The organism is Pseudonocardia cypriaca, from assembly GCF_006717045.1.
Taxonomy (GTDB): Bacteria; Actinomycetota; Actinomycetes; order Mycobacteriales; family Pseudonocardiaceae; genus Pseudonocardia; species Pseudonocardia cypriaca.
Window position 1 is genome coordinate 26,520 of record NZ_VFPH01000001.1, and the last position, 17,634, is coordinate 44,153.

The following is a 17,634-nucleotide window of genomic DNA, read 5'->3' on the forward strand; positions in this document are numbered from 1 at the left end:
GAGGAGAGCGCGTGCTGGACGACGTCGAGGCCGTGGTGCTGGTCGGCGGCAAGGGAACGCGGTTGCGGCCGCTCACGCTGTCGGCCCCCAAGCCCATGCTGCCGACGGCCGGCGTGCCGTTCCTGGCGCACCTGCTCTCCCGGATCCAGGCCGCGGGCGTGCGCCGGGTGGTGCTCGGTACGAGCTACCTCGCCGAGACCTTCTCCGACTTCTTCGGCGACGGCTCCGCGATGGGGCTGGAGCTCGAGTACGTGGTCGAGACCGAGCCGCTGGGCACCGGCGGTGGCATCCGCAACGTGTTCAAGTACCTGTCCGCACCCGACGTGCTGGTGTTCAACGGCGACGTGCTGTGCGGCACGGACCTGACCGCCGTGGTCGACACCCACCGCCGCACCAAGGCCGACGCCACGCTGCACCTGGTGCGCGTGCAGGACCCCCGCGCGTTCGGCTGCGTGCCCACCGACGAGGACGGCCGGGTCACGGCGTTCCTCGAGAAGACCGAGGACCCGCCGACCGACCAGATCAACGCCGGCTGCTACGTGTTCCGCCGCGAGGTGATCGAGTCGATCCCCGAGGGCCGACCGGTCTCGGTGGAGCGCGAGACGTTCCCCGACATGCTGGAGGCGGGCGCCCGGGTCTCGGGACACGTCGACGCCGCCTACTGGCGCGACCTGGGCACGCCGCTCGACCTGGTGAAGGGCTCCGCCGACCTGGTCCGCGGCGTGGCGCCGTCGGACGCGCTGCCCGGGCCGACCGGTGAGTCGCTGCTGCTGGAGGGCGCCACTGTCGACGACTCGGCGCGCGTGTTCGGCGGCACGACCGTCGGGCGCGGCGTGAAGATCGGCAAGGGGGCCCGCGTCGACGGCTCGATGCTGTTCGACGGCGCCGTCGTCGAGGACAACGCCCGCGTCGTGAACTCCGTGGTCGGCACCGGCGCGCGGGTCGAGGAGAGCGCGGCCCTGTACGACGCCGTGATCGGCGACCGGGCCGTCGTCGGCGCGCACTGCGAGCTCCGGCACGGCATGCGGATCTGGCCGGACGTGGTGCTGCCCCCGCACGGGCTGCGCTTCTCCCCGGACGTCTGATCGTGATCGGGGCGAGCACGCGCGAGTGGCGGCCGGACTTCCGGCTCGACGTCGCCGGCGTGCTCGCCCCGCTGCGACGCGGACCCGGCGACCCCACGTGGTTCGCCGACGGCTCCGCGATCTGGCGGACCGGCACCACCCCGGACGGCCCGGCCACCCTGCGGCTGCACCGGCGCTCCGACGGCACCGTGGTCGCGCAGGCATGGGGGTCCGGCGCAGCGTGGTCCCTCGACGGGATCCCGGCGCTCCTCGGGGCGAACGACCGCCCGGAGGAGTTCGTCGCCCACCACCCGCTGGTCGCGGACGCCGCGAAGCGGAAGCCCGGGCTGCGCCTCGGCGCCTCGATGCGGGTGTGGGACGTGCTGGTGCCGTCGGTCCTGGAGCAGAAGGTCACCGGCACCGAGGCGCGCCGCTCGTGGCGGGAGCTGTGCCGGCGCTTCGGCGACCCCGCGCCGGGACCTGTCCCGGACGGCCTGCGGCTGCCCCCATCGCCCGCGCAGATCCGGGCGATCCCGGACTGGGAGTGGCACCGGGCGGGCGTCGATCTCGCGCGGCGGCGCGCGATTCTGGCCTCGGCAGTGGTGGCGCACCGCCTGGAGGCCGCCTGTGAGCTGGGCGGCGACCGCGGGCGGGAGCTGCTGCGGAAGGTGCCCGGGATCGGGGTGTGGACCGCGGCGGAGATCGCGCAGCGCGCCTGGGGTGACCCGGACGCCGTGAGCGTCGGCGATTTCCACATCCCGTCCGTCGTCGGCTGGGCGCTGCTCGGCCGCCCCCTCGACGACGCGGGGATGCTCGCCGAGCTGGCCCCGTACAAGCCGCAGCGCCACCGGGCGGTGCGCTACATCGAGGTCTCCGGCTTCCGCCGCCCCCGCTTCGGCCCGCGCTTCTCCGCGAAGGACTACCGGGCGATCTAGCTCGCGCAATCACACCGCGACTCGCGCACACCCAGAGCGCGACTCGCGCACACCCAGAGCGCGACTCGCGCACACCCAGAGCGCGACTCGCGCACACCCAGAGCGCGACTCGCGGGGGTTGGTGCACACCCCGTCCGCGAGTCGCGGTCTCCGTGCACGCGAGTCGCGGTGTGAGTGCGCGCGTGTCGCGGTGGCGTCAGCCCTTCACCGCGCCCGACGCCAGCCCGGCGACGTAGAAGCGCTGGAGCGCGATGTACAGGACGACGCACGGGATCATCGCGATCACCGAGCCAGCGGCGAGCAGCCCGTAGTCGATCTGCCCGTACGAGCCCTGCTGCAGGTTCACCAGCGCGACCGGGATCGTGTAGAGGTCGCGGTCGGTGAGGAACGTCAGTGCTCCGAGGAACTCGGTCCAGGTGGCCAGGAACGCGTACAGCGCCACGGTGGCCGCGCCCGGCACGATCAGCGGCCGCAGCACCGAGGTGACGATCCGGAACGTGTTCGCGCCGTCGATGTGCGCCGAGTCCTCCAGCTCCCCGGGCACCGAGGAGAAGGCGTTGCGCATCACGAGGATCCCGAACGGCAGGTTCACGGTGGTGCTGAACAGCACCAGCCCGAACAGGCTGTCGGTCAGGCGCATGAGGTTCATCTGCAGGTAGAGCGGGGTGAGGATCGCCTGGAACGGCACCATCATGGACGCGACGACCAGCGAGAACAGCAACGGGCCCGAGCGGAACCGGAACCGGGCGAACCCGTATCCGGCGGCGGTGGCGAGCACCGTGGTGAGCGCGGCGGTGGACAGCGCGACGACGAGGCTGTTGCCGACGGCCCTGATCAGGTTCCCGGGGCCGCTGACCAGCGCCGCGAAGTTGGCACCGGTCAGGTCGAAGAACGTGGCCGGGTCCGGTGCGGCGACGATCACGTCGCCCGGTTGCACGGATCGGAACAGCGCCCACGCGAGCGGCAGGGCGAAGACGAGGAACGCGCCGGTGCCGCCGACGATGTAGAGGATCTGCTTGGTGCGCGTCTCGCGCCTGCCGGTTGCGGATCGCGTCATCGGGTCACTCCTCGCTCCGCACGAGCCACAGCTGCAGGGCCGTCACCAGCGCCACCACGATCACGAGCACGATCGACAGGGCGGACGCTGCTCCCAGCTGCAGCTGCACGAATGCGCGCTTGTAGATGTAGAGCACCACGGTGGTCGTGGCCGATCCCGGCCCGCCGTTGGTGAGCACGTAGAACTGGGTGAACGCGAGCAGCGAGCCGATCACCGAGATCACCAGGCTCATCGCGATCGTGCGGCGCAGCATGGGGATGGTGATCTGCCACTCCTGCTGCCACCAGCTCGCGCCGTCGATGTCGGCCGACTCGTAGACCTCGCGCGGGATGGCCTGCATGCCGGCCATCAGCAGCAGCATGGTCAGCCCCGCGACGCCCCAGATCACGAGCACCGAGATCAGCCCGGTGGCCAGCGGGCCGTTCACCAGCCACGCCGTGCTGCCGTCGGTGATACCGAGCGCGGCGAGCACGATGTTGATCGCTCCGCTGGTCGGCTGGGCTTCGAGGATCGTGAGGAAGGAGAGCGTGGACAGGCCCACCACGAACGGCAGGAAGAACACCGTGCGCAGCAGCGTGGCGCCCCGGCGCCTGCCGCGCACGAGCACGGCGAGCAGGTAGCCGAGCACGAGGATCGGCAGCGTGACGATCGCCGTGTAGAGCAGGGTGTAGCCGACCGCGCGCAGGAAGCCCGTGTCGGAGCCGATGTTCAGGTAGTTGGTGAGTCCCGCGGGTTCGACGTCCCCGATGAGTGGCCAGTCGGTGAACGAGATCCCGAGCGCGAACACCAGTGGGGTGAGGACGAACACCGCGATCATCAGCACCGCGGGTGCGACCAGCATCAACCCGACGCGCGGTGGGTGGGTGAGGGACTCGCGCCGCGCGGTGGGCAGTCCCGGGGCCCGGACCGGCGGTGGCGCCGTGGTGGTGGTCATGCCTGGGCCTGCCCGAGGATTCGGTCGTAGCCCTGTTGCGCTTCTGCCATGGCCGCCTCGATCTCGCCGTCGAAGACCGCGCGGCGGAACATCGTCAGCCACGGCCCGTCCGGCTGGTTGTAGATCTCGTTGTAGGACAGCGTCTGCGGTGCGTAGCCCTCGTTCTGCGCCTGCAGCGGGGGCAGCACCTGCGGGTACCTCGCCGCGAACTCGGGCGTCGCGACGTCGGAGCGCACGGGCGTGTACCCGCCGTCGGGGAGCGCGGACTGCTGGGGGAGGTCGAGCGCGAACCTCACGAACTCCCAGGCCCCGGACGCGTTCTCGGCACCGCGCGGGATGCACATGTTGTCGCCACCGTCGAAGAACGCGCGACCGCCGCCGGGCCCGGGGAGCAGCCGCACCGTGGTGGCGGCGACCAGCGCCGGGTCGGCGTCCGTGGTGACGGTGCTGTAGTTGGTGGGCATCATCCCGATCCGGCCCGCGCGGAAGTCCGCGCCCCACCGCGAGGCGTCGTCGGCGAAATTCTCCGGCGGGACGAGCCCGTCGACCCACAGGGCCCGGTAGAACTCGAGCACCCGCGCCACGGCCTCGTTGCCGGCGACGTTGCCGGTCTGGGCGCCGACCTCGCCGCGGAGCAGGTCGGTGTCGGCCGCCCACACGTGCGGCTGCACCACGAAGCCGAGCGCCCCCTGCGAGTTGCCGGGGAACGTCCAGCCGCGGACGTCGCCGCCGAGCGCGGTGATCCGCCGGGCGGCGTCGAGCAGCGTGTCGAGGTTCGTGGTGGCCGCGTCGACGTCGAGCCCGGCCTGCTCGAACAGCCGGGTGTTGCAGAACAGCGCGGAGTTGTCAGCGAGGTACGGCACCGCGTACCGCCTGCCGTCGACGGTGGCCAGCCCGAGGTGGCCGGGGCTGAGCCGGTCGGCGAAGTCGAGCTCTGCGATCAGGTCGGTGAGGTCGGTGAACGCGTCGCGGAAGACGAAGAGCAGCGAGTTGATGTCGTCGATGTCCACCAGGTCCGGCACGGTCCGGGCGCGGATCGCGGTGGCCAGCTTCGTGACGTACTGGACGTCCGGGATCGGCGTGAGCTCGACGACGAGCCGGTCCTGACTCGCGTTGAACCGGTCGACGAGGTCGGTGAGCCCGGTCTGGGTGGCCGCCCGGCACCAGACGCGCACGACGCCGGTGGCGGAGGTGCCGAAGCCGGTGGCGGAGGTGTCCGGTGCCGGGAGCACCGAGCTGCAGGCCGGCAGCCCGGCGGCGAGCGCGCCGAGGCCGGCGAGGCGGAGGAAACCGCGGCGTGAGGTCTGCGGTGAGGTCGACACTGTCCTCTCCAGACTGGGCTGGGGCGTCAGATCGTCGGGATCCAGACGCGCATCGGGGCGGGACCGCGGTTGGCCCACGCGTAGTACGGCACGAGGGTCAGCTCGCCCGCGGTGACGACCGTGACGCCGCCGAGCAGGTCCGGTCGGTGCTCGCTCTCGCGCGGCGCGTCCGGATCGATCCGCAGGTCGTCGACGGGGATGTCGTGGTCGGCCTGCTCGACCGCGTACACGAGTGGGCCGCGCTCGAGCGCGACGCAGCCGCGCACCGCGTCCACGCGGGGGTGCGCGGTGGTGGTGCGGACCTCCATCGGCAGCCGCAGCTCCACGGCTTCGCCCGCGGCGACCTCCGCCTGGACGTAGCCGGGGGCGGCCGGTGCGCCGTCGATCGTGGCGCCGTCTGCCCACGCCGGTACGCGCAGGGAGAGCCGGACCGGGCCGGGTGCCGCGTCGACGCGCACCCGCACGAGGCCGTCCCACGGGTACTCGGTCTCGACGGTCAGCGTGACCTCGCCCGCCCTGACTGTGCCCGGGGCGTACTGGTGGAGCTGGATGCCGCTGCCGTCGTGCGTGGCGAGGTAGCCCTCCAGGCCGGCGAGCGTGCGCATGACGTTGGGCGGGCAGCACGCGCAGTCGAACCAGCCGCGGCGGCCGTGGGCGGGGGAGCGGTTGCCGTCGGCGTGGGCGTCGCTGCGCAGCTGCAGCGGGTTGACGTAGAAGTACTCGGTGCCGGACAGGGACACGCCGGCCAGGAAGCCGTTGTAGAGCATGCGCTCGATGGCGTCGGCGTAGCGGGCGTCGCCGGTGGCGAGCAGCATCCGCCACGCCCACTGGACGCCGCCGATGGCCGCGCACGTCTCGGCGTAGGCGCGGTCGGTGGGCAGCTCGTACGGGTCGCCGAAGGCCTCGCCCTCCCAGCGCGCACCCAGCCCGCCGGTGACGTAGGTCTTCGTGGCGATCATGTGGTCGAACTGGGTGCGCAGCGCCTCGAGCAGCCCTTCGTCGCCCAGCTCGGCGGCGACGTCGGCGGCACCGGCGGTGAGGTAGACGGCGCGCACGGCGTGGCCCTCCACCGTGCCGGCCTCGCGCACCGGAACCCGGTCGGAGAAGTAGGTGGGTTCCTTGCCGTACGCGGCCATGAGCCCGTGGCCCCGCGCGTCGACGAAGTAGCGGGCGAGTTCGAGGTGGCGCGGGTCGCCCGTCTCGCGGTACAGCTCGACGAGCGCCATCTCGATCACCGGGTGGCCGTCGACGTCGTGGCGGCGGTCCTCCCCGAACGTGTCGGCCAGGTGGTCGGCGAGCTTCGCCGCGACGTCCAGGAGCGCGGTGTCGCCGGTGCAGCGCACCTGGGCCACCGCGGCCTGGATGAGGTGCCCAGCGCAGTAGTGCTCGTGGCTCCACGGCAGGTCCGTGTAGCGCTGGTTCCCGTGCCGCACCTGCACGACGGAGTCGAGGTACCCGTCATCGTCCTGGGCCGCCGCGACGATCGCGGTGACCTCGCGCTGCATCGCCAGCAGCTCATCGGACGGCCGGCGGGCGTACTCCCACGCGACGGCCTCGAGCCACTTGTAGACGTCGGAGTCGGCGAACACCGGCCCGATCGCCTCGCCCTCGGCCTGCCCGGCGGCGATGCGCAGGTTCTGGAGGTTGCCCGCGTCCTCCAGCCGTTGCCGTCCCACCCGCACGGCCGCTGTGTTGGCCTGCTGCCGGTCGGCCCAGAACCCGCCGATCCGGACGTCGCCGATCCCGAGCGGGCGCAGCGCCACCCGGGCGGCCGACGTCGGGGCGGCGGGACCGCGCGTGCTGGTCGAGGACGAGGTCGCCGTCATGCCACTCCTGCGTGTCGCGGAAATCTAGGAATTCGTTTTCCGGAATGACGGTAGGCGGCGTCGTACGGGGTGGTCAAGGGAAATCTGTTGCAGACTCCGGGTAGGCTGCGTTCGTCCCGGAACGCGCGGAAAGGAGTGCCGGTGACGAGTGGGCGTACCGGCGTCGTCCGCATCACCGACGTCGCGGCGCTGGCCGGGGTGTCGCCCGGCACCGCGTCGAAAGCGCTCAACGACACCGGCCAGCTGCGCGCGGAGACCCGCGAGCGGGTGCGGCGGGCCGCCGAGCAACTCGGCTTCACCCCCGACGGTCGCGGCCGGGCGCTGTCGTCGGGCCGCAGCTACACGGTCGGGCTGATCACCACCGACAGCTCCGGCCGCTTCAGCATCCCGATCATGCTCGGCGCCGAGGACGCCCTCTCCGCCGGCGAGATGGCCCTCCTGCTCTGCGACACCCGCGACGACCCGGTGCGCGAGCAGCACTACCTCCGCACGCTGCTCGCCCGCCGCGTCGACGGGATCATCGTCACGGGCCGGCGCACGGAGCCGCGCGCGCCGATCAAGGTGCCGATCCCGGTCGTCTACGCGTTCTCGAGCTCCACCGACCCCGCCGACGCGTCCGTCGTGGTCGACGACCACGGCGGGGCGACCAGCGCAGTGAGACACCTCCAGGACATCGGCCGTACCGCGATCGCGCACGTCACGGGGCCGCAGCGGCACCGCAGCGCCGTCCAGCGGGCCACCGCGGCCACCGCGGCGGCGGGCTCGGCCTTCCGCGGTCCCGTGCTCTACGGCGAGTGGAGCGAGCGGTGGGGTCGCGGCGCCGTCGACCTGCTGCTGCGCGCCCACCCCGACCTCGACGCCGTGTCCTGCGGCAGCGACCAGATCGCCCGCGGCGTGTGCGAACGGCTGCGCGAGCTGGGCAGGCGCATCCCCGACGACGTCGCCGTCACCGGCTACGACAACTGGGACGTGATGGCGCTGGCCTGCCGCCCCCCGCTCACCACGGTCGACCTGGAGCTGGAGGAGCTGGGCCGCCACGCTGCGCGGATGCTGCTCGACGCGGTGGCCGGGCGGCCGCACCGCGGCACGGTGCAGATGCCCACCCGCCTGGTGGCGCGCTCCTCGACCCTCCCCGACTGATCCAGGCTTTTCCGACGAAAGGCGCGTTCGTCGGATAGGTACCGACGAACGCGCCGTTCGTCGGAACCCGGTCGGGCCGTGGACCCCGGGCGGTCGATCACGCGCGCGTAGGCTCGCGCGCGTGAGAGTCACGGTGCTGGTCGGCGGTGTCGGTGGGGCGCGGTTCCTGCTCGGGGTGAAGGCGGCACTGGGGCTGCCCGCCACCGGCGAAGGCGAGTCGGAGCACGAGATCACCGCCGTCGTGAACGTCGGCGACGACGTGTGGATGCACGGCCTGCGGATCTGCCCCGACCTCGACACCTGCATGTACACCCTCGGCGGCGGGATCGACACCGAACGCGGCTGGGGACGGGTCGGCGAGACGTGGACCGTGCGTGACGAGCTGGCCGCCTACGGCGCGGAACCCACCTGGTTCGGCCTCGGCGACCGCGACCTGGCCACCCACCTCGTCCGCAGCCGGATGCTGCGCGCCGGCTACCCGCTCTCCGACGTCACGGCCGCGTTGTGCGACCGCTGGCGGCCCGGTGTCCGGCTGCTCCCCGCCACCGACGACCGGGTGGAGACCCACGTCGTCGTGGACGACCCCGACACCGGCCCGCAGGCCCGCAAGGCGATCCACTTCCAGGAGTGGTGGGTGCGCCTGCACGCCGAGCCGGCCGCCCACGAGATCGTCTCCGTCGGTGCCGACGAGGCGACCGTGCTGCCGGCGGCGCGCGACGCGATCCGGGACGCCGACGCCGTGGTGCTCGCGCCGTCGAACCCGGTGGTGAGCATCGGCACGATCCTCAACGTGCCCGGCGTGCGCGACGCGCTGCGGGAGACGAAGGCGAAGGTCGTGGGCCTCTCGCCGATCGTCGGTGGCAAGCCCGTGCGCGGGATGGCCGACGCCTGCCTCACCGCGATCGGCGTGGAGACCACCGCCGAGGCCGTCGGGCGCCACCTCGGGGCGCGCGCCGACGGGGGCGTGCTCGACGGCTGGCTGGTGCACAGCGGCGACACCGCGGACGTGCCGGGCGTCGACGTGCGGTCCGTTCCGCTGCTGATGACCGACGTCGAGGCCACCGCGGAGATGGCCAGGCGCGCCCTCGAGCTGGCGGGCACCACCGTTGCGTGACCACGCCGCCCCCGAGGGCCTCACAGTCCTGCCGGTCCACGGGCTCCCCGAGTTCCGGCCAGGCGACGACCTGGCCGGCGCGCTCGCGGACGCCGCGCCGTGGCTCCAGGACGGCGACGTCGTGGTCGTCACGTCCAAGGTGTTCTCCAAGACCGAGGGCAGGCTCGTCGCGGCACCGACCGACCCGGAGGAGCGCGACGCGCTGCGCCGGGAGCTCGTCGACGCCGAGACCGAACGCGTGCTCGCCCGCCGCGGTCGCACGCTGATCGTCGCGGGCAAGCTCGGCATCGTGCAGGCCGCAGCGGGCGTCGACGGTTCCAACGTGCGGCGCGACGAGCTCGCCCTGCTCCCCGCCGATCCGGACGCGAGCGCCGCGCGGCTGCGCGCCGACCTGCGGCGGCTGCGCGGGGTCGAGGTCGCGGTGGTCGTCACCGACACGCTGGGGCGCACCTGGCGCGTGGGGCAGACCGACGTGGCGATCGGCTCGGCCGGGCTGCCCGTGCTGCATCGCTACGAGGGCATGCACGACGCGGAGGGCAACGAGCTGCTGGTCACGGAGGTCGCGCTGGCCGACGAGCTGGCGGCGGCCGCCGACCTGGTCAAGGGCAAGCTCGGCGGGCTGCCGGTGGCGGTGGTCCGCGGCATGGACCCCGTCGACGACGGCTCCACGGCCCGCGACCTCGTCCGCCCGATCGACGAGGACATGTTCTGGCTCGGCACCGACGAGGCGATCGCCCGAGGCAGGCGCGAGGCCGTCCTGCTGCGGAGCGACGTCCGCCAGTTCGGCGACGAGCCGGTGGACGAGACAGCCGTGCGGCGCGCGGTGGGGGTGGCGCTCGCGACGACGCCGACGATCCGGTTCGCCTGGCTGCGCGACCGCGACCGCCGCTCCGCCCTGCTCGACGATGGCCTGCGCACCGCTCCCGAGCTCGTGCTCGCCTTCAGCGACTCCAACACCGACGACCCCGTGGCGGCGGGCGCGGGCGTGCAGTCGTTCCTCGTTGCGCTGGCCGCCGAGGGGATCGGCTCCTACTGGACGGCGTCGGTCGCCCCGGACGTGGTCCGCGGCTTCGTCGACGTCCCGCCCGGCTGGCGGTTCCGTGGAGCGATCGGCGTCGGGGTGCCGGCCGAGCCGCTGCAGCCGCGCTCACCGGGCGACCCGGCGGCCGGGCTCGTCGAGTGGTAGCGCCTGCTGCTGCGGCCGCGGAGCTGCGCGCCTGGGACCCGAAGGAGCACGGCCAGGAGGGCCTGCGGCACGCGCTGCTCGCCTTCCTCGATGCCCGCCCGGAGGACGCGTGCTCGCGTTCCTGCGTGCCCGGCCACCTCACCGCGTCCGCGCTCGTGGTCGACGCCGCTGCGGAGTGCACCCTGCTCACCCTCCATCCGCGGGTGGGGCGCTGGCTGCAGCTGGGCGGGCACTGCGAGCCCGGCGACGCATCCCTCGCCGACGCGGCCTTGCGGGAGGCCACCGAGGAGTCCGGAATGGACGGGCTGGTGATCGACCCGGAGCCGCTGCACGTCGACGTCCACCCGATCACCTGCTCGCTCGGCCTGCCGACCCGCCACCTCGACGTCCGGTTCCTCGTGCGGGCGCCGGCCGGTGCCGTGCCGCGGATCAGCGAGGAGTCCGACGACCTGCGCTGGTGGCCCCTGGACGCCCTCCCCGCCGACACGGACACGGTCCCGGCGATGGTCGCCGCCGCCCGCCGCCGCCTCGGCTGACCCGACTCGCCCGCACTCAGGCCGCGACTCGCGCGCACCCAGCCCGCGACTCGCGCGCACCCAGCCCGCGACTCGCGCGGAAAGGTGCACCCTGTCCCCGCGAGTCGCGCTCTCGGTGCGGGTGAGTCGCGCTCTGCGTGCGTCAGCGCCAGAAGAGGAGCTCCGAGTAGCCCGCGAAGGCAAGCTCGGCCTCGCCGCCCACGGCCGCGAACACCGCGCCGCCTGCCTGGAAGAACACCGTGCTCACCCCGGGCACGCCGATGATGAGCAGGAACAGCACCAGCGGCGCCCACGGGCGCACCCGGGCCGCGGTGCGGCGCGCGCCGATGGGCAGGAACGGCTCGATCACGCCGAACCCGTCGAGGCCGGGGATCGGGATGATGTTGAGGACGAACGCGATCACCTGGATGAACGCCAGGCACGAGAGCCCGATCGCGAGCCCGATCGGCATCTCGTCCACCAACGCGACGGCCGCCGTGAGCAGCCCGCCGAGCACGAGGTTCGTCGCGGGGCCGGCCAGCGACACGAGGCTGCGCATCCCGCGGGACCGGATGGCGCCGTGCTCGATCCACACCGCGCCGCCGGGGAGCGGGATCCCGCCGATGAGGAGGATCAGGATCGGCAGCACGAACGACAGCCCGACATCGGTGTAGCGGCGGATGTCGAGCGTCAGGTAGCCCTTCGCCCGTACCGAGTGGTCGCCCCCGCGGTAGGCGACCGCGGCGTGCCCGAACTCGTGCAGGCACAGCGACACCGCCCACCCGCCGAGCACCAGCAGCACGATGCCCGTCGTGAGCAGCACCGACGACCCCTCGGCTACCGCTTCCGGTGTGCCGATCACGGTGAGTAGGGCTCCCGCGACCGTGATCACCAGGAGCAGCAGGAACCACGGGCTCACCCGTCGGGAGTCGACACGCACCGGATCATTGTGCTGAACCTGGGACCGACCGGGTGGACTGCATCACCCGGTCGGCAGCTTCAGCTTGCCAACCTGCAACTGACAGCGCTGTACTTACATTGCTGTCATTCCCAGCCCGTAGGGTTGGTGGCAGCCACGCCGGGGGCGCGCGGGGAGGTGGGCAATTGTGAACGTGATCACAGCCACGATGGGGCTGGTCGAAACCTCAGCGGGAGTGCCTTATCCGGCCACCGACCCGTTCGGCGAAGCCATCGTCGCCATTGCCGACGAGGAGGCCGAGGAGCAGGACTGGCAGGAGCGCGCCTTGTGCGCGCAGACGGATCCGGAGGCGTTCTTCCCGGAGAAGGGCGGCTCCACGCGGGAGGCCAAGCGCATCTGCTCGGGCTGCGAGGTGCGCGCGGAGTGCCTCGAGTACGCACTGGCCCACGACGAGCGCTTCGGCATCTGGGGCGGGCTGTCCGAGCGTGAGCGGCGCAGGCTGCGCCGCGCCGCGTCCTGACGCAGACCGTCTCCGCTTCGCGTCCGGCGCGTCGGCTACGGGGTCTCGCCGCCGTCGACCGCGTCGGGCTCGATGTTGAGGTACTCCGCCACCTGCTCGACGAGCACCTCGTGCAGCAGGTCGGCGAGGTCCGCGCCGTCCCGGGCCCGCGCCTCGAGGGGCCTGCGGTAGATCACGATGCGGGCCCGCGACGGCAGGCCTTCCGGGTCGACGCCCGCGGGCACGAGCTGCGCGAGCGGCACGCCGACGTCGGCGAGCACGCCCTGGCCCCACACGACGTCGTCCGGGGAGGTCTCCTCGACCTCCGGAACCTCGTCGACGGCGAGGTCGAGGTCGGCGAGCTCGGATCCCCAGCGCAGCTCGATCGGCTCGAGCGCCTCGAGGACCATCGCGTCGAACTTCTCCGCACGGGTGCGCGAGGCCGGTGTGCTCGCGGGGTACATCAGCCCGCGCAGGCCACGGCCCCGGCGGTCCCGCCTCCGGGGAGAGCGGCGCAGCGTGCGGCGCGCGGTCGTCACCCCGTGAATGCTACGGCCCCGCGGATGCCCGCCCCACTCCACGACACCGCGCCGGGACGCGACACCACTCGGCCCGGCGACGCATTTTTGCGAACGGACGAGTGCGCACCTGCAGATGCCGCAATCGCACGGAGCGAACGTGCGACTCGCGTGGATGGCCGCGCGTCGCGTCGCGGTAGTGACGGGGCGAGGAGGTATCGTCCGGGACGTGCTGAGTGTGCGGCGGTGTTCACGGACCGGGTGCACTGAGCCCGCGGTGGCCACGCTCACCTACGTCTACGCCGATTCCACGGCGGTCGTCGGCCCGCTGGCCACGCAGGCCGAGCCCCATTCCTACGACTTGTGCACCCAGCACGCCCACCGCCTGACGGCGCCGCGGGGCTGGGAGGTCGTGAGGTTCGAGGGCGAGTTCGCCGCGCCGCAGCACAACAGCGACGACCTCACCGCCCTCGCCGAGGCGGTGCGGGAGGCCGGGCGGGCCGACCGTCCCGTGGAGCCGATCACCGCAACGGGCACCGGGCGGCGCGGGCACCTGCGTGTTCTCCCCGGGTCCGCGGAGGACTGACCGAGGGCCTCGCTAGGGTCTGCCCCGTGGCAGATCTCGGCGCGATCGTGAAGGCCTATGACATCCGCGGCGTTGTGGGCGAGCAGCTCGACGCCCCCACCGTTCGTGACATCGGGGCGGCCATGGCCGCGCTCGTGCGGGACGAGGGTGCGCAGGGGGTCGTGATCGGGCACGACATGCGCGACAGCTCCCCCGAGCTCGCGGCGGCGTTCGCCGACGGTGTCACGGGGCAGGGCCTCGACGTCGTCTCGATCGGGCTCGCGAGCACCGACATGCTGTACTTCGCCTCGGGCACGCTCGGCCTGCCGGGCGCGATGTTCACCGCGAGCCACAACCCGGCCAAGTACAACGGCATCAAGCTGTGCCGCGCAGGCGCCACGCCGATCGGCCAGGACACCGGGCTCGCGGCGATCCGGGCGGCCGTCGAGGCGGGTGTGCCCGCCGGGCCGGGTGGCGGCACGGTCACCAGCCGCGAGCTGCTCTCGGAGTACGCGGCGTACCTGCGCAAGCTCGTCGACCTCAGCGGGTCGCGGCGGCTGCGGGTCGTGGTCGACGCAGGCAACGGCATGGGCGGCTACACCGTGCCCGCGGTGTTCGAGCCGCTGCCGTTCGACGTCGTGCCGATGTACTTCGAGCTCGACGGCACGTTCCCCAACCACGAGGCCAACCCGCTCGACCCGGCCAACCTCGTCGACCTGCAGAAGCGCATGGTGAGCGAGGGCGCCGACATCGGGCTCGCGTTCGACGGTGACGCCGACCGCTGCTTCGTCGTCGACGAGCGCGGGGAGCCGGTGAGCCCGAGCGCGATCACGGCCCTCGTCGCCGTCCGTGAGCTGGCGAAGGACCCGGGTGCGACCGTCATCCACAACCTGATCACGTCGAAGGCGGTGCCCGAGATCGTCGCCGAGCACGGCGGCACCCCGGTGCGCACGCGCGTCGGCCACTCGTTCATCAAGCAGACGATGGCCGAGACCGGCGCGGTCTTCGGCGGCGAGCACTCGGCGCACTACTACTTCCGCGACTTCTGGAAGGCCGACTCCGGCATGCTGGCCGCGCTGCACGCGCTGGCCGCGCTCGCCGAGCAGGACGCACCGCTGTCGCAGCTCATGGCCGACTACGAGCGCTACTCCGCCTCCGGCGAGATCAACTCGACGGTGGCCGACCAGGCGGAGCGGATCGCCGCGGTGAAGGCCGAGTACCTCTCCCGCGAGGGCGTGGAGCACGACGAGCTGGACGGCCTCACCGTCCACCTCCCCGACGGGTCGTGGTTCAACCTCCGCCCGTCCAACACGGAGCCGCTGCTGCGGCTGAACGTCGAGGCCGCCGACTCCACCGCGATGGCGGCGCTGCGCGACGAGGTTCTCGGAGTGGTGCGCGGGTAGCCGTTCCCGGATCCACCGGCAACCGAAGCGGGCGGAGCGCGCCGCGCACTGGCAACATCGCGGGCAGTTCCGCGCGCCCTTGCGAAGGAGGAGGCTCGTGGCCGTACAGCTCGACCCTCAGCTCATGGAGATCCTGGCCTGCCCGTCCGACGACCACGCCCCGTTGCGGGCCGGCACCCCCGCCGACCCGGACGCCGACGTGCTCACCTGCACCGAGTGCGGACGGGGGTTCCCGGTCGTCGACGGGATCCCGGTGCTGCTGCTCGACGAGGCGACCCCACCCACTTCGCCGCCTGCCGGCGGCTGACCGTGCTCGACGACACCTTGCTCGCCGACCCGAGGGCCCTTGCGGCGCTCGACACCGGCGGCGTCCTGCGTTCCGCCGCCACGGCGGGCGCGCAGGTGCGGTCGGCCGCGCAGGGCGCGGCCGAGGCGGACGTCGCTTCGCTGGCGGGGCACCGCCCTCGCGCGCTCGTGCTGCTGCGCAGGCCGGGCGCGTCCGCCACGGCCGCAGGTGTGCTCACGGCGCTGCTGGGCCCGGCGGCGCCGGTTCCGGTGGTGGTCACCGACTCCACGCCGTCGTGGATCGGGCCGCTCGACGTGGTGGTGGCCCACACCGCGGAGGCCACCGACGCCGAGCTCGCCGACAGCGTGCTGCTCGCGGTGCGCCGCGGCGCCGAGGTGGTGCTGTCCGCACCAGCGGACGGCCCGGTCGCGTCGGCGGGCGCCGGCCGCGCGCGGCTGGTGGAGCCGCGCATCCCGGTGCCGCCGGGGCTGGACCTTCCCCGCGCGCTCGCCGTCGGGCTCGCCACGCTGCGCGCGCTCGGCCTCCTCGACGCCCCGCTCGATCCGGCGATGGACGTGCTTGCCGACGCCCTCGACGCCGAGGCCGAGCGCAACCAGCCCGGCCACGAGCCGTTCATGAACCCGGCGAAGTCCCTCGCGCTCCGCCTCGCCGACCACACCCCGCTGCTGTGGGGCACCGACCGGCTCGCCGCCGCCGTGGCGGCGCACGGTGCCACCGCGCTCGCCACCCACGCCGGCGTCGTCGCGAACTCGGGAGACGTCACCGACGGGGCCGGGGCCACGGCGCTCGTGCGGGCCCTCGACCGCGGGGCGTCGGGCGCCGACATCTTCCGCGACCCCTTCGCCGACCCGGACGGGCTCACGGAGACACCCCCCGTGCGGCTCGTCCTCCTGGCCACCGGGGAGGATGACCCCGGCCAGGTGACGCTCCGGCGCACCGGGCGTGGGTGGCCGTCGGCCGACGTGCTGCACCCGGTGGACGAGGTGGCGCGCGGTACCCGCCACGCCGCCCTGCTCCGGGCCGCACTGCTCGCGTCCCGGCTGGATGTGGCCTCGGTGTACCTGGGACTGGCCACCCGCACGATCGAGCCTGCCTGAGGAGAGCTGACCGGACGTGGAGCTGCTGGACAACCCCGTGCGCGCCTACGCGTGGGGCTCGCGCACGGTGATCCCTGACCTGCTGGGCCATGAGGTGCCCTCGTCGCATCCGCAGGCTGAGATGTGGCTCGGCGCACACCCAGCCGACCCGTCGCGCCTAGTCCAAGCGGACGGCGGCCGCACGTCGCTGCTCGACGCGCTCGGTGCCGACCCGAAGCAGCTGCTCGGGCCCGAGCGCAGCGAACGCTGGGACGCCACGCTGCCGTACCTGCTCAAGGTGCTGGCCGCCGACGAGCCGCTGTCGCTGCAGGCGCACCCGAGCCTCGAGCAGGCCCGGGCGGGTTTCGCGGCCGAAGAGGCCGAGGGGATCGCCCGCGACGCGGCCGACCGCAACTACAAGGACCCCAACCACAAGCCCGAGCTGATCTGCGCGCTCACCGAGCTCCACGCGCTCGCCGGGTTCCGGGACCCGGCGGTCACGGTGCGGCTGCTGCGGGCCCTCGAGGTTCCCGAGCTGGCCGGGCACGCCGAGCTGCTCGCCGCCCAGCCGGACGCCGACGGCCTGCGCGCCCTGTTCACCACGTGGATCACGCTGCCGCAGGCCGTGCTCGACACGCTCGTGCCCGCGCTGCAGGAGGGCTGCGTGCGACTCGCCGGCAGCGGCGGTGAGTTCTCGACGGAGGCGCGCACGGCGCTCGAGCTGTCCGAGCGCTACCCGGGCGACGCAGGTGTGCTGGCCGCGCTGCTGCTGAACCGGGTCACGATCGAACCGGGCGAGGCGCTGTACCTGCCCGCGGGCAACCTGCACGCGTACCTCAACGGGGCCGGCATCGAGATCATGGCCAACTCCGACAACGTGCTGCGCGGCGGGCTCACGCCGAAGCACGTCGACGTGCCCGAGCTGCTGCGTGTGCTCGACTTCCACCCCACACCGCCGCCTGTCGTCATCGGGAAGCCGGACGGCGACTGGGTGCGCTACGACACGCCTGCCGAGGAGTTCCTGCTCCGCCGCTTCGACGGTGCGCCGGGTAGCCCGGTGCCCGTGCCCGACGGCGGGCCGCGCGTCCTGCTGTGCACGGCGGGCGGCGCGCGCGTCCGTTCCCTCGACGGCGAGCTGGAGCTGCGCCGCGGGGCCTCGCTGTGGCTCAGCGCTGCCGACACCGACGTCACGCTCGAGGCGTCCGCCGAGGGCACCCAGCTGTTCCTGGCGAGCGACGGCCTCGGGATCTGACC

At 73.4% G+C, this 17,634-nt stretch carries 18 protein-coding genes; 12 read left to right on the forward strand and 6 right to left on the reverse strand.

What is annotated here, in order from left to right:
* Positions 1 to 14 precede the first annotated feature (14 nt).
* Entirely contained in the window at positions 15 to 1,085 is a 1,071-nt protein-coding gene (manB, locus tag FB388_RS00145; protein ID WP_142102368.1) for a mannose-1-phosphate guanylyltransferase, read from the forward strand.
* Positions 1,086 to 1,090: 5 nt separating this feature from the next.
* The gene (locus tag FB388_RS00150; protein ID WP_142102370.1) at positions 1,091 to 1,999 is read left to right on the forward strand and encodes a DNA-3-methyladenine glycosylase family protein; all 909 of its coding nucleotides are present in this window, start codon (positions 1,091 to 1,093) and stop codon (positions 1,997 to 1,999) included.
* A gap of 196 nt (positions 2,000 to 2,195) precedes the next feature.
* Here FB388_RS00150 and FB388_RS00155 read toward each other — a convergent pair whose 3' ends face one another.
* The 4 genes from FB388_RS00155 to FB388_RS00170 are packed head-to-tail and all read right to left on the reverse strand — an operon-like array spanning position 2,196 to position 7,138.
* Entirely contained in the window at positions 2,196 to 3,056 is an 861-nt protein-coding gene (locus tag FB388_RS00155; RefSeq protein WP_170225412.1) for a carbohydrate ABC transporter permease, read from the reverse strand.
* A 4-nt stretch (positions 3,057 to 3,060) separates the two neighbouring features.
* Complete coding sequence (locus FB388_RS00160) at positions 3,061 to 3,990, reverse strand: carbohydrate ABC transporter permease (protein WP_142095399.1); 930 nt, start codon at positions 3,988 to 3,990, stop codon at positions 3,061 to 3,063.
* On the reverse strand, positions 3,987 to 5,312 hold the full coding sequence (locus FB388_RS00165) for an ABC transporter substrate-binding protein (protein WP_211361696.1): 1,326 nt from the start codon (positions 5,310 to 5,312) through the stop codon (positions 3,987 to 3,989). The genes FB388_RS00160 and FB388_RS00165 overlap by 4 nt, the downstream gene beginning before the upstream one ends.
* A gap of 26 nt (positions 5,313 to 5,338) precedes the next feature.
* A complete protein-coding gene (locus tag FB388_RS00170) occupies positions 5,339 to 7,138 on the reverse strand; it encodes a glycoside hydrolase family 127 protein (protein ID WP_142095403.1) in 1,800 nt (599 codons plus the stop codon).
* Positions 7,139 to 7,279: 141 nt separating this feature from the next.
* Here FB388_RS00170 and FB388_RS00175 point away from each other — a divergent pair, with 141 nt between their 5' ends.
* The 4 genes from FB388_RS00175 to FB388_RS00190 all read left to right on the forward strand — a co-directional run bounded on the left by FB388_RS00175 (position 7,280) and on the right by FB388_RS00190 (position 11,114).
* Positions 7,280 to 8,278, forward strand: a complete 999-nt coding sequence (locus FB388_RS00175; protein ID WP_142095405.1) for a LacI family DNA-binding transcriptional regulator — start codon at positions 7,280 to 7,282, stop codon at positions 8,276 to 8,278.
* 121 nt (positions 8,279 to 8,399) lie between these two features.
* Positions 8,400 to 9,392: a 2-phospho-L-lactate transferase gene (cofD, locus tag FB388_RS00180; RefSeq protein WP_142095407.1), complete on the forward strand. Its 993-nt coding sequence runs from the start codon at positions 8,400 to 8,402 to the stop codon at positions 9,390 to 9,392.
* Positions 9,385 to 10,578: a coenzyme F420-0:L-glutamate ligase gene (locus tag FB388_RS00185; RefSeq protein ID WP_142095409.1), complete on the forward strand. Its 1,194-nt coding sequence runs from the start codon at positions 9,385 to 9,387 to the stop codon at positions 10,576 to 10,578. Before cofD ends, FB388_RS00185 begins: the two co-directional genes overlap by 8 nt.
* Complete coding sequence (locus FB388_RS00190) at positions 10,572 to 11,114, forward strand: NUDIX hydrolase (protein WP_142095411.1); 543 nt, start codon at positions 10,572 to 10,574, stop codon at positions 11,112 to 11,114. The genes FB388_RS00185 and FB388_RS00190 overlap by 7 nt, the downstream gene beginning before the upstream one ends.
* A 142-nt stretch (positions 11,115 to 11,256) precedes the next feature.
* On the opposite strand, the gene FB388_RS00195 is transcribed toward FB388_RS00190, so the two are convergent.
* Positions 11,257 to 12,033: a site-2 protease family protein gene (locus tag FB388_RS00195; protein ID WP_211361697.1), complete on the reverse strand. Its 777-nt coding sequence runs from the start codon at positions 12,031 to 12,033 to the stop codon at positions 11,257 to 11,259.
* A 166-nt stretch (positions 12,034 to 12,199) separates the two neighbouring features.
* On the opposite strand from FB388_RS00195, the gene FB388_RS00200 reads away from it, so the two are divergent.
* Positions 12,200 to 12,532, forward strand: a complete 333-nt coding sequence (locus tag FB388_RS00200; protein ID WP_246121411.1) for a WhiB family transcriptional regulator — start codon at positions 12,200 to 12,202, stop codon at positions 12,530 to 12,532.
* Between the two features lie 35 nt (positions 12,533 to 12,567).
* On the opposite strand, the gene FB388_RS00205 is transcribed toward FB388_RS00200, so the two are convergent.
* Positions 12,568 to 13,050 carry a metallopeptidase family protein gene (locus FB388_RS00205; protein WP_142095413.1) on the reverse strand — a complete coding sequence of 161 codons (483 nt, stop codon included), beginning with the start codon at positions 13,048 to 13,050 and terminating at the stop codon, positions 12,568 to 12,570.
* A gap of 208 nt (positions 13,051 to 13,258) precedes the next feature.
* Here FB388_RS00205 and FB388_RS00210 point away from each other — a divergent pair, with 208 nt between their 5' ends.
* The 5 genes from FB388_RS00210 to manA all read left to right on the forward strand — a co-directional run bounded on the left by FB388_RS00210 (position 13,259) and on the right by manA (position 17,632).
* A complete protein-coding gene (locus tag FB388_RS00210; protein WP_142095415.1) occupies positions 13,259 to 13,615 on the forward strand; it encodes a DUF3499 domain-containing protein in 357 nt (118 codons plus the stop codon).
* A 26-nt stretch (positions 13,616 to 13,641) separates the two neighbouring features.
* Positions 13,642 to 14,997, forward strand: coding sequence for a phosphomannomutase/phosphoglucomutase (locus FB388_RS00215; RefSeq protein WP_142095417.1), 1,356 nt, complete (start codon positions 13,642 to 13,644; stop codon positions 14,995 to 14,997).
* Positions 14,998 to 15,094: 97 nt separating this feature from the next.
* Positions 15,095 to 15,304: a Trm112 family protein gene (locus FB388_RS00220; protein ID WP_142095419.1), complete on the forward strand. Its 210-nt coding sequence runs from the start codon at positions 15,095 to 15,097 to the stop codon at positions 15,302 to 15,304.
* A gap of 2 nt (positions 15,305 to 15,306) precedes the next feature.
* The gene (locus FB388_RS00225) at positions 15,307 to 16,401 is read left to right on the forward strand and encodes an SIS domain-containing protein (RefSeq protein WP_142095421.1); all 1,095 of its coding nucleotides are present in this window, start codon (positions 15,307 to 15,309) and stop codon (positions 16,399 to 16,401) included.
* Positions 16,402 to 16,417: 16 nt separating this feature from the next.
* Positions 16,418 to 17,632: a mannose-6-phosphate isomerase, class I gene (gene manA, locus FB388_RS00230; protein ID WP_142095423.1), complete on the forward strand. Its 1,215-nt coding sequence runs from the start codon at positions 16,418 to 16,420 to the stop codon at positions 17,630 to 17,632.
* Positions 17,633 to 17,634: the final 2 nt, after the last annotated feature.